This window comes from Nocardia sp. NPDC041819 (assembly GCF_055590505.1).
In genome coordinates, this window is sequence record NZ_JBVJAP010000008.1 from 62,613 (window position 1) to 77,517 (window position 14,905).

General features: G+C 69.0%; 17 protein-coding genes. 7 read left to right on the plus strand and 10 right to left on the minus strand.

What is annotated here, in order from left to right:
* Positions 1 to 4 precede the first annotated feature (4 nt).
* The 3 genes from ACZ6DL_RS22615 to ACZ6DL_RS22625 form a co-directional block, all read right to left on the minus strand.
* Positions 5 to 589, minus strand: coding sequence for an NAD-dependent epimerase/dehydratase family protein (locus tag ACZ6DL_RS22615; RefSeq protein WP_466053902.1), 585 nt, complete (start codon positions 587 to 589; stop codon positions 5 to 7).
* 216 nt (positions 590 to 805) lie between these two features.
* Entirely contained in the window at positions 806 to 1,294 is a 489-nt protein-coding gene (locus tag ACZ6DL_RS22620; protein ID WP_466053904.1) for a GNAT family N-acetyltransferase, read from the minus strand.
* Between the two features lie 52 nt (positions 1,295 to 1,346).
* Positions 1,347 to 3,044: an FAD-dependent oxidoreductase gene (locus ACZ6DL_RS22625; RefSeq protein WP_466053906.1), complete on the minus strand. Its 1,698-nt coding sequence runs from the start codon at positions 3,042 to 3,044 to the stop codon at positions 1,347 to 1,349.
* Between the two features lie 172 nt (positions 3,045 to 3,216).
* Between ACZ6DL_RS22625 and ACZ6DL_RS22630 the strand changes: the two genes are divergently transcribed.
* Positions 3,217 to 3,711, plus strand: coding sequence for a phosphoribosyltransferase (locus tag ACZ6DL_RS22630; protein ID WP_466053907.1), 495 nt, complete (start codon positions 3,217 to 3,219; stop codon positions 3,709 to 3,711).
* 115 nt (positions 3,712 to 3,826) lie between these two features.
* On the opposite strand, the gene ACZ6DL_RS22635 is transcribed toward ACZ6DL_RS22630, so the two are convergent.
* A complete protein-coding gene (locus tag ACZ6DL_RS22635) occupies positions 3,827 to 4,195 on the minus strand; it encodes a VOC family protein (protein ID WP_357039168.1) in 369 nt (122 codons plus the stop codon).
* Positions 4,196 to 4,258: 63 nt separating this feature from the next.
* Between ACZ6DL_RS22635 and ACZ6DL_RS22640 the strand changes: the two genes are divergently transcribed.
* Positions 4,259 to 4,717 (plus strand): MarR family winged helix-turn-helix transcriptional regulator, encoded by a 459-nt coding sequence (locus ACZ6DL_RS22640; RefSeq protein ID WP_466053909.1) that lies wholly within the window; start codon positions 4,259 to 4,261, stop codon positions 4,715 to 4,717.
* Positions 4,718 to 4,835: 118 nt separating this feature from the next.
* On the opposite strand, the gene ACZ6DL_RS22645 is transcribed toward ACZ6DL_RS22640, so the two are convergent.
* A complete protein-coding gene (locus ACZ6DL_RS22645) occupies positions 4,836 to 5,738 on the minus strand; it encodes a universal stress protein (protein ID WP_466053911.1) in 903 nt (300 codons plus the stop codon).
* A 267-nt stretch (positions 5,739 to 6,005) separates the two neighbouring features.
* Here ACZ6DL_RS22645 and ACZ6DL_RS22650 point away from each other — a divergent pair, with 267 nt between their 5' ends.
* Positions 6,006 to 6,335 (plus strand): hypothetical protein, encoded by a 330-nt coding sequence (locus ACZ6DL_RS22650; protein WP_466053913.1) that lies wholly within the window; start codon positions 6,006 to 6,008, stop codon positions 6,333 to 6,335.
* On the opposite strand, the gene ACZ6DL_RS22655 is transcribed toward ACZ6DL_RS22650, so the two are convergent.
* The 3 genes from ACZ6DL_RS22655 to ACZ6DL_RS22665 all read right to left on the minus strand — a co-directional run bounded on the left by ACZ6DL_RS22655 (position 6,306) and on the right by ACZ6DL_RS22665 (position 9,562).
* Entirely contained in the window at positions 6,306 to 6,701 is a 396-nt protein-coding gene (locus ACZ6DL_RS22655) for a DUF302 domain-containing protein (protein ID WP_466053915.1), read from the minus strand. The genes ACZ6DL_RS22650 and ACZ6DL_RS22655 overlap by 30 nt on opposite strands.
* Positions 6,702 to 6,804: 103 nt before the next feature.
* Positions 6,805 to 8,445, minus strand: a complete 1,641-nt coding sequence (locus ACZ6DL_RS22660) for a RecQ family ATP-dependent DNA helicase (RefSeq protein WP_466053917.1) — start codon at positions 8,443 to 8,445, stop codon at positions 6,805 to 6,807.
* A 52-nt stretch (positions 8,446 to 8,497) separates the two neighbouring features.
* Positions 8,498 to 9,562, minus strand: a complete 1,065-nt coding sequence (locus tag ACZ6DL_RS22665) for a fatty acid desaturase family protein (RefSeq protein WP_466054321.1) — start codon at positions 9,560 to 9,562, stop codon at positions 8,498 to 8,500.
* Positions 9,563 to 9,791: 229 nt separating this feature from the next.
* On the opposite strand from ACZ6DL_RS22665, the gene ACZ6DL_RS22670 reads away from it, so the two are divergent.
* A complete protein-coding gene (locus ACZ6DL_RS22670) occupies positions 9,792 to 10,547 on the plus strand; it encodes a ZIP family metal transporter (RefSeq protein ID WP_466053919.1) in 756 nt (251 codons plus the stop codon).
* A gap of 75 nt (positions 10,548 to 10,622) precedes the next feature.
* Positions 10,623 to 11,333 (plus strand): SDR family NAD(P)-dependent oxidoreductase, encoded by a 711-nt coding sequence (locus tag ACZ6DL_RS22675; protein WP_466053921.1) that lies wholly within the window; start codon positions 10,623 to 10,625, stop codon positions 11,331 to 11,333.
* A 61-nt stretch (positions 11,334 to 11,394) separates the two neighbouring features.
* Here ACZ6DL_RS22675 and ACZ6DL_RS22680 read toward each other — a convergent pair whose 3' ends face one another.
* Both ACZ6DL_RS22680 and ACZ6DL_RS22685 read right to left on the minus strand, forming a co-directional pair.
* On the minus strand, positions 11,395 to 12,246 hold the full coding sequence (locus ACZ6DL_RS22680) for an EamA family transporter (protein WP_466053923.1): 852 nt from the start codon (positions 12,244 to 12,246) through the stop codon (positions 11,395 to 11,397).
* Between the two features lie 2 nt (positions 12,247 to 12,248).
* The gene (locus ACZ6DL_RS22685; RefSeq protein ID WP_466053924.1) at positions 12,249 to 12,767 is read right to left on the minus strand and encodes a MarR family winged helix-turn-helix transcriptional regulator; all 519 of its coding nucleotides are present in this window, start codon (positions 12,765 to 12,767) and stop codon (positions 12,249 to 12,251) included.
* Positions 12,768 to 12,929: 162 nt separating this feature from the next.
* Between ACZ6DL_RS22685 and ACZ6DL_RS22690 the strand changes: the two genes are divergently transcribed.
* Both ACZ6DL_RS22690 and ACZ6DL_RS22695 read left to right on the plus strand, forming a co-directional pair.
* A complete protein-coding gene (locus tag ACZ6DL_RS22690; protein ID WP_466053926.1) occupies positions 12,930 to 13,388 on the plus strand; it encodes a hypothetical protein in 459 nt (152 codons plus the stop codon).
* A gap of 101 nt (positions 13,389 to 13,489) precedes the next feature.
* Complete coding sequence (locus ACZ6DL_RS22695; protein ID WP_393236058.1) at positions 13,490 to 14,896, plus strand: MFS transporter; 1,407 nt, start codon at positions 13,490 to 13,492, stop codon at positions 14,894 to 14,896.
* The last annotated feature ends 9 nt before the right edge of the window (positions 14,897 to 14,905 follow it).

The window sequence follows — 14,905 nt, forward strand, 5'->3', positions numbered from 1 at the left end:
GGTGTCAGGACGCGTCGGCGACGATCACCACTCCGCTCGAGGCGTCCAGTAGCGGAATCGTGCGCTCCGCGGCGTCGTCGACGTGCACGCGCGGGTGCGTGGGCAGTTCGGTCTCGTAATAGGTGCCCGGACCGTAGAACTGGCCGTACTTCACCACCACACCGTCGAAGTCCAGCACGGCCGCTTCGTGCTCCTGGATCGCCGCGCCCCGGCCCGAGGGCGGCTCCCACGCGATGCTCTGCGCGAGAAAGCGTTTCGCACCGGCCGCCCGCGCGGCGGCGATCAAGTTGCGGGTGCCCTCCGTGCGGATGCGCGAGTTGGCCGCGGCCCGCTCCGGCAGCAGCGCCACGTCGTCTGGCAGGTCGGTGAGCTGATGCATCACCATGTCGGCGCCGAACCCGACCACGGCGGCGGTCAGAGCATCCACGTCGTAGACGTCGCATACCACCGGCTCGGCGCCGGCCGCCCGCAACCGGTCGGCTTTCGCCGCCGACCGGGTCATCCCCGCCACCTCGTGTCCCGCCGCGAGCAGCAGCGGAAGCAGGCGGACGCCGATCACGCCGGTAGCCCCGGCCAGGAAGATGCGCACGATGTTATCTTGCCGCGACTGCGCCCCGGCGTGTTCGCGGCCCCCTGGTGTCTCGTGGGTGGTGGCACCGTCGCCGGCGACCGCATCGCGGACGAGACAGCCCCTGGGACACGAGCGGCCGTGGACGACGCGACCTCGCGGTCGATTATGTACTTCGCGCGGCGGCAATAATTCTCGCCGCTGCGATAAGTCCGGGGCAGAGTGCAGCGCGACAGGTCAATCGCAGCGAACCCAGGCGGTCACCGCGTTGTCGACCACCGCGTACGCGATCTCGCGGGCTGCCAGCATGCGCAACACGGCCGTGTTGTCCGCCGTCGTGCTCACGAAGAGCTTCGCGTAACCCTCCGCTCTCGCCCGCTCGATCAGCCCACCGAGCACCGCGGTCCCGATGCCCGCTCCCCTGCGGGAACGGCCGATCCATACTCCGGCCTCGGCGGCTCCCGGCGCGTCGGGCAGCGGAAACAGGCGTGCCGCCCCGACCACCTCGCCGTCCACTCGGATGCCGTAGGTCGACTCGATCGGCGGACTCGCCAGCGCCCGGCCTCGGTGGAACGCCAGGAAGCCCGCTGTCCGGTCGGCGTCCCAGCCGTCGCCCGGCTCCTCGACCGGCATCACCTCGCCCGGCTCCGCGTCCGCCACGGCCGCGCGCAGCAGATCGGTGAGGCATCGCTCGTCGAGCGGTTCCAGGGTGACATGGACGGGCACAACGCCGATCCTGTCACCGGATCCGACCACGCGCGACCGTATTTCCGCCCGCTCAGACCGGAGTGATCGGCAGCCGCAGCGCACCTGGCGCGGCGACGGGGACCACCGGGTTCTTCGGTTCGATCGCAGCGAGCCTGCGGTAGGCGCTCCCGAGGGGCGGGCGCGGGTCGTCCTCGCCCTTGTTCGGCCACAGCGCCATGGCGCGTTCGGCTTGGGCGGTGATGGTCAGCGAGGGATTCACGCCCAGGTTCGCCGAAATGGTCGACCCGTCGGTGATGTGCAGGCCGGGATAGCCGTAGACCCGGTGATACGCGTCGACGACGCCGGTCTCGCGCGAGTCGCCGATGGCGCAGCCGCCGATGAAGTGGCCGGTGATCGGAATGTTCATCAGCTCGGTCCACGCGCCCTGCGGAAGGCCGCCGATCTTCTCGGCGATCCGCCTGGTCACCTCGTGGCCCTCCGGAATCCAGGTCGGCGGCGCGATGCCGTCGCCCGGCTTGGTCGTCATCCGCCTGCCGAACAAGCCGCGCTTGGTGTAGGTCACGATCGAGTTGTCGACGTTCTGCATGACGAGCACGCCGATGATGCGCTCCGACCAGCGCCGGGGATTGTGCAGCCGATGCAGGTGACGGCGCTGCGCGATGAGTTCCCGCACCCCCAGCCACCAGCGGGCCCTGCCTTCCTGGCCGTCCACGAGCACGGTGGTGAGCAAACTCATCGCATTGCTGTCCTTGCCGTAGCGGACCGGCTCGATGTGGGTGTACTCGTTGGGGTGGATGGACGAGGTGATCGCGACGCCCTTGGTGAAGTCGGAGTCCTTGCGCAGGGACCGCGCCGCGAGCACCGCTTCGGAGTTGGTACGGGCCAGATGTCCCAGCCGCGGCGAGACATGCGGCAAACTGCCGTTCTCGCGCAACCGGTGCAAGAGCTTCTGGGTGCCGAGCGCGGCGGCCGCGAAGATCACCTGGTCGGCGGTGAAGGTCCGCCTCTCCTTGCGCACCCACCGCCCGGTGCGCACCGTCCGCACCTCGTAACCGCCCTCCGGCCGTGGCCGCACGTCGGTCACGGTGGTGAGCGGATGCACTGTCGCCCCGGCTTTTTCGGCCAGGTAGAGATAGTTCTTCACCAGTGTGTTCTTCGCGCCGTGCCGGCAGCCGGTCATGCACTCGCCGCAGTGCGTGCAGGTCGAGCGCGCCGGTCCGACGCCGCCGAAGAACGGGTCGGCGACCTGCTGACCCGGACGGGAATCGTTGTCCGCGAACAACACTCCGACCGGTGTGCGGCGATAGGTGTCGCCGATGCCCATCTCCTCCGCGACTTCGCGCAGAATCCGGTCGGTAGGTGTGGTCGCCGGATTCTGGGTGACGCCGAGCATGCGTTTGGCCTGGTCGTAATACGGCGTCAGCTCGTCGCGCCAATCGGTGATGTGCGCCCACTGTTTGTCGCGGTAGAACTTCTCCGGCGGCTCGTACAGCGTGTTGGCGTACACCAGCGACCCGCCCCCGACTCCCGTTCCGCTCATGATGAAGGTGTCGTTGAGCAAGGTCATCCGCTGGATGCCGTAGCAGCCGAGTTTCGGCGCCCACAGGTACTCGCGCAGATGCCAGGAGTTCTTCGCGTACTCGTCGTCGGCGAACCGCCTGCCCGCCTCGAGTACGCCGACCCGGTATCCCTTCTCGGTCGCTCGCAGTGCGGCCACGCTGCCGCCGAAGCCGGAACCGATGACGAGCACGTCGTAGTGGCTGTCCATGCGCTCGAGCGTATGGCGGCAAACACGCAGGCCGGACGAGAGATACGGACGGGATATCGAGATTTCCGGCCATCTTCCCCTTCTCCTTTTCCACCGCGCCGAGCAACCCGCCGGGAAACCCCGGCGCGCCCTCGTATGCTCACTGCGTCGCGTCCAGCGAGAGGGAGAGCCTGTGACGGATCGCGAAGTACTGACCTGGGAATCGTTCGGTTCCGCGAGCCGGGAACTCGCCGCGGCCATCGCGGCGGACGGCTTCGAGCCCGATCTGATCCTGTCGATCGCCCGGGGCGGGCTGTTCGTGGCGGGCGCCCTCGGCTACGCCTTGGACGTGAAGAACCTGCACGTGATGAACGTGGAGTTCTACACCGGTATCGACCAGCGCCTGGAACTGCCGGTGATGCTGCCGCCGGTGCCGCAGACCGTGGATCTGGCCGGCGCCACGGTGCTGGTCGCCGACGACGTCGCCGACACCGGCGCCACCCTGAAACTGGTTCGCGACTTCTGCTCCGGCAAAGTCGCCGAGGTGCGCTGCGCGGTGATCTACCAGAAGCCGTGGTCGAAGGTCGACAGCGAGTACGTGTGGCGGCGCACCGACCGGTGGATCAATTTCCCGTGGTCCACCGAGCCGCCGGTAGTGCAACGCCGGCCACGCGTGCTCGACGCGTAACCCGGTTCCGCGGCGCTGTCACCGGGACATCGCGGCGGCCGAGCCGGTGCGAATCGGCGCCGGATGAGGCGACTCCCGCCGACATGACACTGATCCGTCCGTTGCGTCGGGCCGATCAGACGCGGTCGTGGAGAGTGACCTGGTAGCCGTCGGGGTCGGCGAAGGTGAATGTCCGGCCGAAGGGGCCGTCGATCGGTGCGGAGACGATGGTGTGACCGTCGGCGACGAGAGCATCGTGAATGGCCTGGACGTCCGTGGCGTGCAGCCAGATCGCGGCACCGATGCCGGGCTGGGCAACGGAGGCGAGATCGGTGCCGGGAACGACGTCGCGGAGTGCGAACGCGATCGGTTCCGTCTCGAAGACGACGGCGTGCGGAGGTCCGGCCTGCGAGCGGACCAGGCCGAGGTACTGCTCGTAGAACGCCTGTGAAGCGGCGAGGTCGCGCGCTTGGAGGGAGATGAAGTCGGGGCCGGTGACGGGCATGATGATGCTCCTCGAGTCTGTGTCAGTTTTCTGACACTGGTGAGTCTATGTCAGAATGCTGACATGAGTCGAGACGGCGCGGGCGTCGACCTGGAGAGGTCACTGGGCTACCTGCTGAAAGAGGCCTCGAGCACCCTTCGCGTGGCCATGGAGGAGGTGCTGCGGCCACTCGGGATGAGCGTGACGCACTACTCCTGCCTGGAGCTGCTCGCTCAACGACCGGGCCTGTCGAACTCCGAGCTCGCGCGGGGCGCGTTCGTGACACGGCAGACGATGAACGTGCTGCTCCAAGCCCTGGAACGAGACGGCTACGTGACCAGGCCCGCGGAGGCACCCGTCGGAAAGGTTCTTCCCACACGGCTCACGCCTCGCGGACGGCGGAGCCTCGAGAAGGCGACCGTAGCGGTCCGGTCCGTCGAGGTCAGAATGCTGGCCGGCCTGAGCGAGACCGAGCAGTCGAGCGCGTTCCGGATCCTGCGGAGCATGATCCATTCCCTGCGCGATGGCAACGACGGCGCATAGCCGCGGCGATCATCGCCACCGAACTCCGCGGGTTCGACAGCGGTGCCGGAAGACCTCGGTGATGACGGCGGTAGACAGCGCGCACCTGCGCACCCGTCCGAACGTCGGCCGTCCCACCTCACCGTGAACGAACGACGATCATCGGCACCTCCACCGAGTGCAGCAGCGCGTTGCTGGTCGACCCCAGCACGGTGCTGGCGAATCCGCCTCGACCGCGCGTACCCACGATCACCAATTGCGTATCCGACGACTGCTCCAGCAGGGACCGCACCGGCCGATCCGCCGTGACGACGCGCCGCACGGTGACGTCCGGATAGCGCTCCCCCCACCCCACCAGGCTCTCGGCCAAGACCGCCTCCGCCGATTCGCGGGCCGCGTCCCACCCTCGGGCAGGCATGTCCAGACCGCTGGTATCGCTCCATGCGTGCAGCGCGACGAGGTCGACCTTCCGCCGAGATGCCTCCTCGAAGGCGAGTTCGACCGCGGGCGCGCTGTTGCCGGTGCCGTCGACGCCGACGAGCACAGGTTGACGGGCCGACACCGCGTCGATCGCGGAGATGCCATGGATCACCGCGACCGGGCAGTGCGCGTGGTGGGTGGTCGCGGTACTCACCGAACCCAGCAGTCCACGCTGGAACGCACCGAGCCCGCGGCTGCCGACCACCAGCATCCGCGCTCGCGCGGACCGGTCGATGAGCAGCGGGATGGGCAACTCGAAGCTCACCTCGGTGGTGATCGCGGGTTCGTCGCCGGGTGCTGCTGTCCGCGCCACCCGCGCGGCCTCGGCGAGGATTCGGTCGCCGTCGCGGCGCAGCCACTCCAGGTCGGCCTCCCCCAGCGAGATACCCGGCCCGAAACCGGTGGGTATGGCCATGGACGTGATGATGTGCAGCGCGCAACGGTGCAGCGCCGCTTCGGCTGCCGCCCAAGCCACCGCTTGATACGAACTGGCCGATCCGTCCACCGCCGCCAGGATCGGAGAGTTCGATTGTGTTGCGCGCGAGACCTTGTCGATGTCCATGCCGCCTTCCCTTCCACTCCGCGTGCACTGCGGCCACTTCGAGCATCGAGCCTCGGGCGGGTCATCGGCAGAGACGAAGGTCCTTCCCCGGAGGGGACCTCGGACCCTGGATCACGGTTCTCGCGGTAGGTCGGCAGTGCCGGATACGGCTGTCTTCTCCGGCCCGGCGCCGCTGCCGAAAGCCCTTCGCATCCGGGACCAACGCCAGGCGTGGGCGGCCGCGCCGATCCCTACTCTTCGAGTACACGACATGTCCACTGCCCGGTCATGGCCGCCCACCAGGTTCAGAAAGCGAAAGTCATGTCTGCCGACCCCGAGAATCCCCCCGTCCCCGTCGGCGTCGACGGGTCGGAGTCCGCGCTCGCCGCCGTGCGCTTCGCCGCGCCCCACCGCCACGCACCGCTGCACATCATCGACTCGATTCCCGCGCCGGCCGATTTCGGACCGGGCGTCGCACTCGAGCAGATCGACTTCGACAGTTACCGCATCGAGTTCCCCAGCCGATCCGTGTCGCCGGGCGCCAGCCGTGCGGTCCGCTCCGGGCACATCTCGATCGAGGGAATCCGTTCAATCCAGGGAGTCGATGGCAGCCTGTAACTTGACGGCCGCTTGCGTGGCTACCGGTTGCAGGGCCGGTTCGTTCGTGACCTCGACCAACAGTTGCGGATTCATCGCTTCCACGAGGATCTCGGCGTCCGAGTCGGGGTTCCGGCGCACGACGACGTTGCAGGGCAGCAGGAGCCCGATCTGCCGGTTGATACCGACCGCCTCGTGGGCCAGGGATGGATTGCAGGCCCCGAGGATCAGGTAGTCCTCGATGTCCTCGTCGAGTTTGGCTTTCAGGGTGGCTCGGATGTCGATCTCGGTGAGGACGCCGAATCCCTGCTCGCTCAGGGCGGTCCGGGTCCGTGCGGCGGCGTCGTCGAAGCTGGTGTGCAAAGTGGTGGACAGTCCCAGGTTCATGGTGCGGTCCTTCCGTGAAAGGGATGATTCGGGTTCCCGCCGTCGGCGGCTCGGCCGCTGAGCTGTCCGCGCACCCCGCGACCGCGGTCGCCCACCACCTCGCTCAGCCCCGGGTGAGAAGGTCGTGCTTACGCACTTCGGGCAGGAACAGGGTCTTGTATCCGACTTCCTCGAACAGCACGGTGATGCGATCGGCTTCGGCGGACATGATGCTCCCGGCGCCCCAATCACGGTGCCGCACAGCACTGTGCACCGGGAACTCGGCGGCGCCCGGTGTGCGCCGCGCGGCGGTTCCGGCATCGCAGGTGTCGCAGTTGCCGCACGGATCGAGCAGTTGCTCACCGAAGTAACCGAGCAGATGCTGTCGCCTGCACCCTGTCGTCTCGGCGTAGCCGCGCATCATCTCGATGCGCGAGCGGGCCAGTTCTTCGTAGGCCCGCGCGGCCTCCGCCGCCTGCTCGACCGCCTGGCCGGGTGTACGCCCGGAATCCGCTTCGAGCAGGCCGGATTCGGTGATGGTGATCGCGCCGACCTGTTCGAGCAGGTTGATCGCCCGAGTGCGCCGAGCGGGGGCGGCGGCGACCTCGAGCCGGGACGGCCGGACGGGATGATCGTGCTGGTACAGAGCGTGTGCCACTTCGGCGATGGTGTCCTCGGGGGCCGTCGTCGCGGTGAGGAACTTTTGCAGGCTCAGATCCTCGGGACGGTAGAACAACGTGATCTCCGCGGCCTCGCCGTCACGTCCGGCGCGGCCGATCTGCTGATAGTAGGAGTCCAGCGCATCCGGAGCCGACGCGTGGAGGACGAAGCGCACGTCGGGCTTGTCGATGCCCATGCCGAAGGCCGAGGTGGCCACGATCACGTCGATCGCGCCGGCGAGGAAGTCCTGATGCACCTGCTCGCGATCAGCGGCCCTCATGCCCGCGTGGTAGGCCGCTACCCGGATGCCGGCCGCGGCTGATTCCGCGGCATAGAACTCGCTGTCCTTGCGGCTGGCCACGTACACGAGTCCGCGGCGCGTCGCCGGGTCGGAGGTCAGTGTCCGGATGCGGGCGATCACGGCCTCACGCTTGTCGGCGTCGTCGGTGAATCGGTCGACAGCCAGGCGCAGGTTCGGCCGATCGAAACCGGCTACGACTTCGCCAGGGTCGCGCATGCCCAGCCGCGACACGATATCGCGGCGCACCGGCGGTGCGGCGGTCGCCGTCAAGGCGATCACCCCGGGGTGCCCGAGGCGATCGATCACCGGAGCAAGCCGTAGGTAGTCCGGCCGGAAGTCGTGCCCCCACGCCGAAACGCAATGCGCCTCGTCCACCACGAACAGGCCAACCCGCAGGGCGGCCAGGTCGTCGACCAGGTCGTCGTTGGCCAGTTGCTCCGGCGAGAGGAAGATGTATCCGGCATCGCCACGGCGCAGGGCGTCCCAGGCCGCTCGGCGCTCGCTCTTGCTCTGGGTGGAGTTCAACGCGACGGCATCCGGAGCACGGCTGTCCTCGATGCTGTCGATCTGATCGTTCTGCAACGCGATGAGCGGAGACACCACCACGGTCGGACCGTCCAGCAGCAATGCGGGCACCTGATAGATCGCCGACTTACCGGCACCGGTCGGCAGCACGACCAGCACGTCCTTACCGGCCATGACCTGCGCCATGGCCCGCAGCTGCTCGTCGTGCAGGTGTGCCCAGCCGAACTTCTCGGCGGCCAGACTCCGCAGGCGACTGTCGTATTCGGACGAGGTCGTCACCGGCTGGGCATACCACCACCACCACGGCGAAAACGTCGGTGCGGCGCGAGGTTCACCCGACCCGATCGGTCGCCGCGCCTGCCGAGGGCTCGATCGGGCCGACAGGGGCCAGCGGCCGAGCGAGTCGACCGACCCTGTGCAGGTGGCGCAGCGCGTGGATATAGGAGTCCAGGAGGCCGGTCTGGCAATAGGGCAGCCCGCGCTCGGCGCAGAACTCCGCGACCAGCGGCTGGGCTCGGCGCAGGTTGGGCCGGGGCATGGACGGGAACAGGTGATGCTCGATCTGATAGTTCAGGCCACCCAAGGCCGTATCGATGAGCAGGCTGCCGCGGACGTTGCGGGAGGTGAGCACTTGACGTCGCAGGAAGTCCTTCGAGTCGTCGGCCGCCAGCACTTCCATCCCCTTGTGGTTGGGCGCGAAGGTGCAGCCCATGTAGAGCCCGAACAGGCCCTGGTGCACGAGGATGAAAATCACGGCCTCGGCCGGGGACAGGACCAGGAACACCGCGCCGAGGTACCCGGTGGCGTGCGCGGCGAGCAACAGTCCCTCCCAGGCGCGGTGCGGGATGTCCCATCGCAGCACCGCACGGGCGCTCGCGTAGTGCAGGCTCCAGCCCTCCAGCAGCAGCATCGGAAAGAACAGCCAGGCCTGGTTCCGGAAAATCAGCCGCCGCAGGCCCCGGGCCGCGTGTGCTCGGTCGCCGGAATGCGCCAGCACACCCATGACGTCGGGGTCGGCGCCCTCGGTGTTCGGGTGTGCGTGGTGCCGGTTGTGATTGCTGGTCCACCAGCCGATGCTCACCCCGATACCGAGGTTGCCGAAGAGCACGCCGTACAGGTAGTCGGCGCGCCGCGTACCGAAGATCTGCCGGTGTCCGGCATCGTGGCCGAGGAAGGCGATCTGGGCGAACACCGCGGCCAGGAACGCGGCGACGCCCAGCTGCCACCACGAGTCGCCGACCACCACGAACGCCGTCCACCCGGCCGCGAACGCCACGGCTGTGAGCGCACTCTTCCAGACGTAGTACCGCCGCCGCCTGCTCAGCAGTCCCGCGCCCCGCACCCGGCGCAGCAACACCGCGTACTCACTGCCGCGCGCCGACACAGCACTTTCCATCACCACGGGCCGCCTACCGTCCTGCTCTCGCCGTTGTCCGCCGGAGCTCATCCGACCATTGGTGTTCGATCGCAAGTCAAGCACAGAACGGCTCAACCCCTCGCGAGAACAGAATGCCGCGCACCGGCGGCGCCTCGTTTCCGACCCCGGCGGTGCGGGTAGCTCGGACGAGAAGTCAGCGATGATCCGCGCTGGTTTCTGCGGGTTCGAGCAGTGAGGAGACGGTCGGGTGTCAGGGTTGTGGGCTGCGGGCGGTTGGGGGTTGCTGGCCGGATCCGCCCTGCTGATGGGGGCTTTGGTGGGATTCTTGGCGCGCGTCCCGCCGAAGATCGTGGCGAGCGTGATGGGGTTCGGCAGCGGGGTGCTGCTGTCGGCGGTGTCGTTCGAGTTGATCGCCGACGCGCACGAACGCGCCGGATTGCCGCCCACCGCACTCGGTGCCGTGTCCGGTGCGGTGATCTATACCCTGGCCAACCTCGCTCTGGCCCGCCGCGGCGCTCGCCACCGCAAGCGTTCGGGAGACCAGCAGCCCAGCGAAGCCGAACAGTCCGGCTCCGGCACGGCCATCGCGCTGGGCGCGCTACTGGACGGTGTGCCCGAGTCCATCGTCATCGGGACCAGCTTGCTCGGCGGCAAGGCCGTCAGCGCCGTCACCGTGGCCGCGGTGTTCATCAGCAATATCCCCGAGGGCCTGTCCAGCGCGGCCGGTATGCGCCGCGCCCACCGCCACCCGCGTTACGTGTTCGGCTTGTGGGGCGCGATAGCGGTGATCAGCGGCGTGTCCGCCATGGCGGGTTACGGATTGCTCGGCGACGCCGCGCCCGCCGTGCTCGCGGCGATCACCGCCTTGGCCGCGGGCGCGATCCTGGCCATGATCACCGACACCATGATTCCGGAGGCATTCGAGGACGCCCACCTGTGGGTCGGGTTGATCACGGTGGCGGGTTTCCTCACCGCCTTCGCGCTGTCCCAGCTCGACCACTAGGGCTGGGTCGTGTTCGAGGTCGGCATGCGGCTCGGCTTGACTTCGAGCGCGCTCCAGCTCTTAGCGTCGGTGATCATGACGACAACACTGATCACCGGAGCGAACAAGGGGCTCGGTTTCGAGTCCGCCCGCAGGCTCCTCGCGGCGGGCCACACCGTCTACCTCGGCAGCCGCGACGCCGAGCGCGGGCGCCTGGCCGCCGAACAGTTGGGCGCGCGGCCGGTGCGTCTGGACGTCACCGACGACGCGTCCGTGGCGGCCGCCGTCGCGACCATCGAGGCAGGCGGAGGCCTGGACGTACTGGTCAACAACGCCGGCATCGCACCGGAATGGAGCGCCACCGATACCGTGACCGGCGCGGCGGACCTCACCGCCGAACTGATGCGGCAGACATTCGAGACGAACGTCTTCGGCACGGTGCGGGTCCTGCACGCGTTCCTGCCGCTGTTGCGGCGTTCCACGGCCCCGGTCGTGGTCAATGTCAGCAGCGGCCTGGCCTCGCTGAGCAGGGTCGCCACCCCGGGCACCCCGGCGTATGCCTACCCGGGCATCGCCTATCCGGCGTCGAAGACCGCGGTCAACGTCATCACCGTGCAGTACGCGAAGGCGTTTCCGGAAATGCGGATCAACGCGGTGGAGCCCGGGTTCACCAAGACCGACCTGAACGGCGGAACCGGCCACCAGACCGTTGAGCGCGGCGCGGAGATCATCGTGCGGATGGCGCAGGTGAGTCCGGACGGGCCCACCGGGGGCTACTTCGACGCCGAAGGCACCCTTCCCTGGTGATCGGATCGGTCACGAAGGCAGGTGCCGCGCAGCAGAGGACGGAAGCGCACCCGACGAGGTCTCAGGAAGTGGCGATGACAGTGCTCGCGACCAACGCGGCGGCCAGCCCGACGATCTGGCTCCGGCGCAACCGCTCCTTCAGCGCCGAGACGCCCAACACCACGGGGACGATCGGGTAGAGCGAAGACAACACGACCGCCACGGCCAGGTACTCGGTCCGGGTGGCGAAGAGGTAGGACACCAGTGCGGCGGCGGCGAGGACGCCGGAGCACACGGCGGCGAGGTCGGCCCGATGTGGCCGGGCCGTCGCTGCGTCGCCGGCTCCGGACGCGATCTTCCACGCCGACAGGGCGACGAGAACGACCGCCGCTGCCCGGCCCGCGGTCACCGGCCAGATACCGGAGGCCGGTGTGGCCTGGGCCAAGGCCAGGTACTGCACGCCGATCCCGGCGCTGGCGATCAGTCCGTCGCCGACGGCGGCGCGGGCCTTCGCGGCGGTACCGGTGCTGCCGCCCGCGACGAGCCAGAGAGCCGGCACGGCTACCGCGATCCCGGCCCACGCCGAGGGCGCCGGATGTTCCCCGAGGACGGCGGTGCCGACGAGGACCGGCAACGCGACGCCACCCACGGCGCTGACCGGTACCACCACCGACATCGCTCCGCGGCTGATGCCCCGGAACAGGAATGTCATCGCGATACCGGTACCCACCCCGGACAGCGCTCCCCACCCGAGATCGGACGGATGCGCTACGAGCCGGGGAGCCAGGAGGCCGGCGAGGATGGTGACGGCAAGCCCGCCGAGCTGCCCGAGCAAGGCGACGCGCACGAACCCGACGCGCCGGGACGCCACGCCACCCACGAAATCCGACAAGCCGTAACTCGATGCGGAGACCAGTGCCAGAAGCGTGCCCATGATCAGGCCTCCCGGTCCCGCTCGGCCTGGCCCACCGGACACACCGCCGATCGAGTGCAGCAGCCGCGGTCACACAACCGGCACAACAGATCCGCACTGCCGATCTCCCCGTACAGCCGGGCGAGCAACTTCACCAGCAACTCCGTCAACGCTTCTCGCTCGTGGGCGTCGAGGTCGGAGACCAGCGCGGTCAGCCGCCTGGCTCGAGCGGCGAGGATCCGGCCCGCGGTTTCGCTGCCGGACGGCGTCAGGCTCACACCGACCAGCCGGCCGGCGCCGGGAGCGCGGCGGATCAGTCCGGCGGCCTCCATCGCGTCGACCATGCGGGTGGTCGCGGACTGACTCAGGCCCACTCGTCTGCCCAGGTCGGTCACGCCGAGACCCGGCGCTTGCGCGAGCGTCACCAGCGCGCTCGCACCGCTGGCGCTCACCGCACCGGTGCTGTGCACCTCGGCGAGCAGCACATCGTTGATCGCGAGCGCCGCCGCCCCCAGCAGATTCACCAAACGCTGATCATGCATGACTCATGCATACCCGTGCCGACAGAGATCAACCGACAGAAGTTCTGCGAACGATCAGGATTCGAGAAGCGCTGGTCACCGAGCCGGAACTACCGTCATCGGCACGGAGGTCCGCCCGGCGCATCGCCGGGACGCGGAGGGATCGCAGGCAGAGGAGGACGCATGACTTGGAACGATCGGGTTCGACGGACACACCGGTGGCTTGCCATCGTCTTCACGGTGACGATCGTGGTCACCGTCGTCACCTTGGCGCTGAAGGGTCCGGTCTGGGTGTCCTACGTGCCGCTGGCACCACTCACCTTGTTGCTCTTGTCCGGTCTCGGCATCTTCGTGTTGTCGTACGCCGCTACCCGACGAAGCCGAGCCGCGAACATTCCGCAGGCCGGGGCTCCCCGCGCTTCCGCTCCACGGGTCCGGCAACTGCACCGCGGGTCGGGCATAGTCTTCGTCGCGACGGTCCTCGCCACCTTCGTCGCCTTGGCCCAGGAGCAGCCGGTCATCTGGGTGTCCTACCTGCCGCTGCTCCCGCTCGCCCTGCTCCTGTTCTCCGGTCTGTACATGCTGGTGGGTCCGTATTCCGTCAGGCGGCGCGGCGCGCGCCGGTCCCCGCAGCCGGGCTGAGGATCACGGGACGAGTTCGCGGCGAATTTCCGCACCCGCGATGAATCGCGGACGTGGCGCCGGTAGGTACTGGCGAACCTATCGGAGGAGGACTTTCGCCCATGAATATGACCACGGGACAGCGCTGGGTACTCGCGCTGACATCGGTGGCCGCGCTACTGATCTCGCTGGACGCGCTGGTCGTCACCACCGCGCTGCACGCGATCCAGATCGACCTGCACGCCTCGATCGCCGAACTGGAGTGGACCGTCAACGCCTACACCCTGAGCTTCGCGGTGTTGTTGATGGCGGGTGCGGCGCTGGGCGAGCGATACGGACGGCGCCGCGTGCTGGTCGCCGGGGTACTGCTGTTCTCGGCGGCGTCGGCCGCGTGCGCGCTGGCGCCGAGCCTGGGCTGGCTGATCGCCGCCCGCGCGGTGCAGGGCGTGGGATCGGCGGCCGTCATGCCGGTGGGCATGGCACTGTTGTCGGCTGCCTTCCCGCCCGAACAGCGCACCCGCGCGCTCGGGCTGTTCGCGGCGGTGACCGGACTGGCTACGCTCGGCGGTCCCCTGGTCGGCGGCGCGGTGGTGGAGGGTGCGACATGGCAGTGGATCTTCTGGCTGAATCTGCCGATCGCCGCACTGCTCGTGCCGCTGATGCTGACCCGGCTGCCGGAGAGCCGAGGCGAGGCACGCGGACTGGACTACCCGGGCATCGGGCTGGCCGGCGCCGCCGCGCTGGGATCGGTGTGGGGTCTGCTGCGCGGCAACGAATCGGGCTGGGGCAGTGCGGAAGTCCTCGCGGCGTTCGCGCTCGGGGCGGTCGCGCTGGTCGCGTTGGTGCGCTGGGAGCGGCGGGCCACCGCGCCGCTGATCCCGATGCGGCTGTTCGCCGCGCGCGGCTTCTCGATCGGCAACGCGGTGGGGTTCCTGCTGTTCGGTTCCATTTTCAGCGGGGCGTTCTTCTTCGCGCAGTTCCTGCAGACGGTCCAGCACCACGGTCCGCTCGGCGCGGGGGTGCGGCTGGCGCCGTGGACGATCACCTTGTTCCTCGTCGCGCCGGTAGCGGGCAGGCAGGTCAACCGCTTCGGTGAACGACCGCTCGTCGTCGCGGGACTGCTCATGCAGGCCGCGGGCTACGGCTGCCTCGCGATCATGGCCGGGCCGCAGCTGTCCTACCCGGCCATGATCGCGCCCTTCGTGCTCAGCGGCGTCGGCGTCTCGATGGCCATTCCCGCGGCACAGAGCGCCGTGCTGCGTTCGGTGCCGCTGTCGGCGGTGGGCGCGGCGTCGGGCACGTTCAACACCTTGCGTCAGCTCGGGGGCGCGTTCGGAATCGCGCTACCCGCGGCGGTTTTCGCATCGGTCGGCGGTCTCGGATCCGCGGGGGCCTTCAGCACCGGATTCGCCGCCGCCATCGGCACGGCGGCGCTGCTGGCGCTGACCGGCGCCGCGCTCGGCCTGCTGCTACCGGCCGGCGCGCCCGTCGCCGCGCCCACCGACGCGCAGCCGGTCGCGGCTCGGTAGGTTGCGACG

Bases quoted from the DNA above. Each gene is read 5' to 3' on its own strand.
- ACZ6DL_RS22625 (WP_466053906.1), bottom strand. From the start codon at position 3,044: ATGGACAGCCACTACGACGTGCTCGTCATCGGTTCCGGCTTCGGCGGC.
- ACZ6DL_RS22635 (WP_357039168.1), bottom strand. From the start codon at position 4,195: ATGCCCGTCACCGGCCCCGACTTCATCTCCCTCCAAGCGCGCGACCTC.
- ACZ6DL_RS22640 (WP_466053909.1), top strand. From the start codon at position 4,259: ATGAGTCGAGACGGCGCGGGCGTCGACCTGGAGAGGTCACTGGGCTAC.
- ACZ6DL_RS22645 (WP_466053911.1), bottom strand. From the start codon at position 5,738: ATGGACATCGACAAGGTCTCGCGCGCAACACAATCGAACTCTCCGATC.
- ACZ6DL_RS22650 (WP_466053913.1), top strand. From the start codon at position 6,006: ATGGCCGCCCACCAGGTTCAGAAAGCGAAAGTCATGTCTGCCGACCCC.
- ACZ6DL_RS22655 (WP_466053915.1), bottom strand. From the start codon at position 6,701: ATGAACCTGGGACTGTCCACCACTTTGCACACCAGCTTCGACGACGCC.
- ACZ6DL_RS22665 (WP_466054321.1), bottom strand. From the start codon at position 9,562: ATGGAAAGTGCTGTGTCGGCGCGCGGCAGTGAGTACGCGGTGTTGCTG.
- ACZ6DL_RS22675 (WP_466053921.1), top strand. From the start codon at position 10,623: ATGACGACAACACTGATCACCGGAGCGAACAAGGGGCTCGGTTTCGAG.
- ACZ6DL_RS22680 (WP_466053923.1), bottom strand. From the start codon at position 12,246: ATGGGCACGCTTCTGGCACTGGTCTCCGCATCGAGTTACGGCTTGTCG.
- ACZ6DL_RS22685 (WP_466053924.1), bottom strand. From the start codon at position 12,767: ATGCATGATCAGCGTTTGGTGAATCTGCTGGGGGCGGCGGCGCTCGCG.
- ACZ6DL_RS22690 (WP_466053926.1), top strand. From the start codon at position 12,930: ATGACTTGGAACGATCGGGTTCGACGGACACACCGGTGGCTTGCCATC.
- ACZ6DL_RS22695 (WP_393236058.1), top strand. From the start codon at position 13,490: ATGAATATGACCACGGGACAGCGCTGGGTACTCGCGCTGACATCGGTG.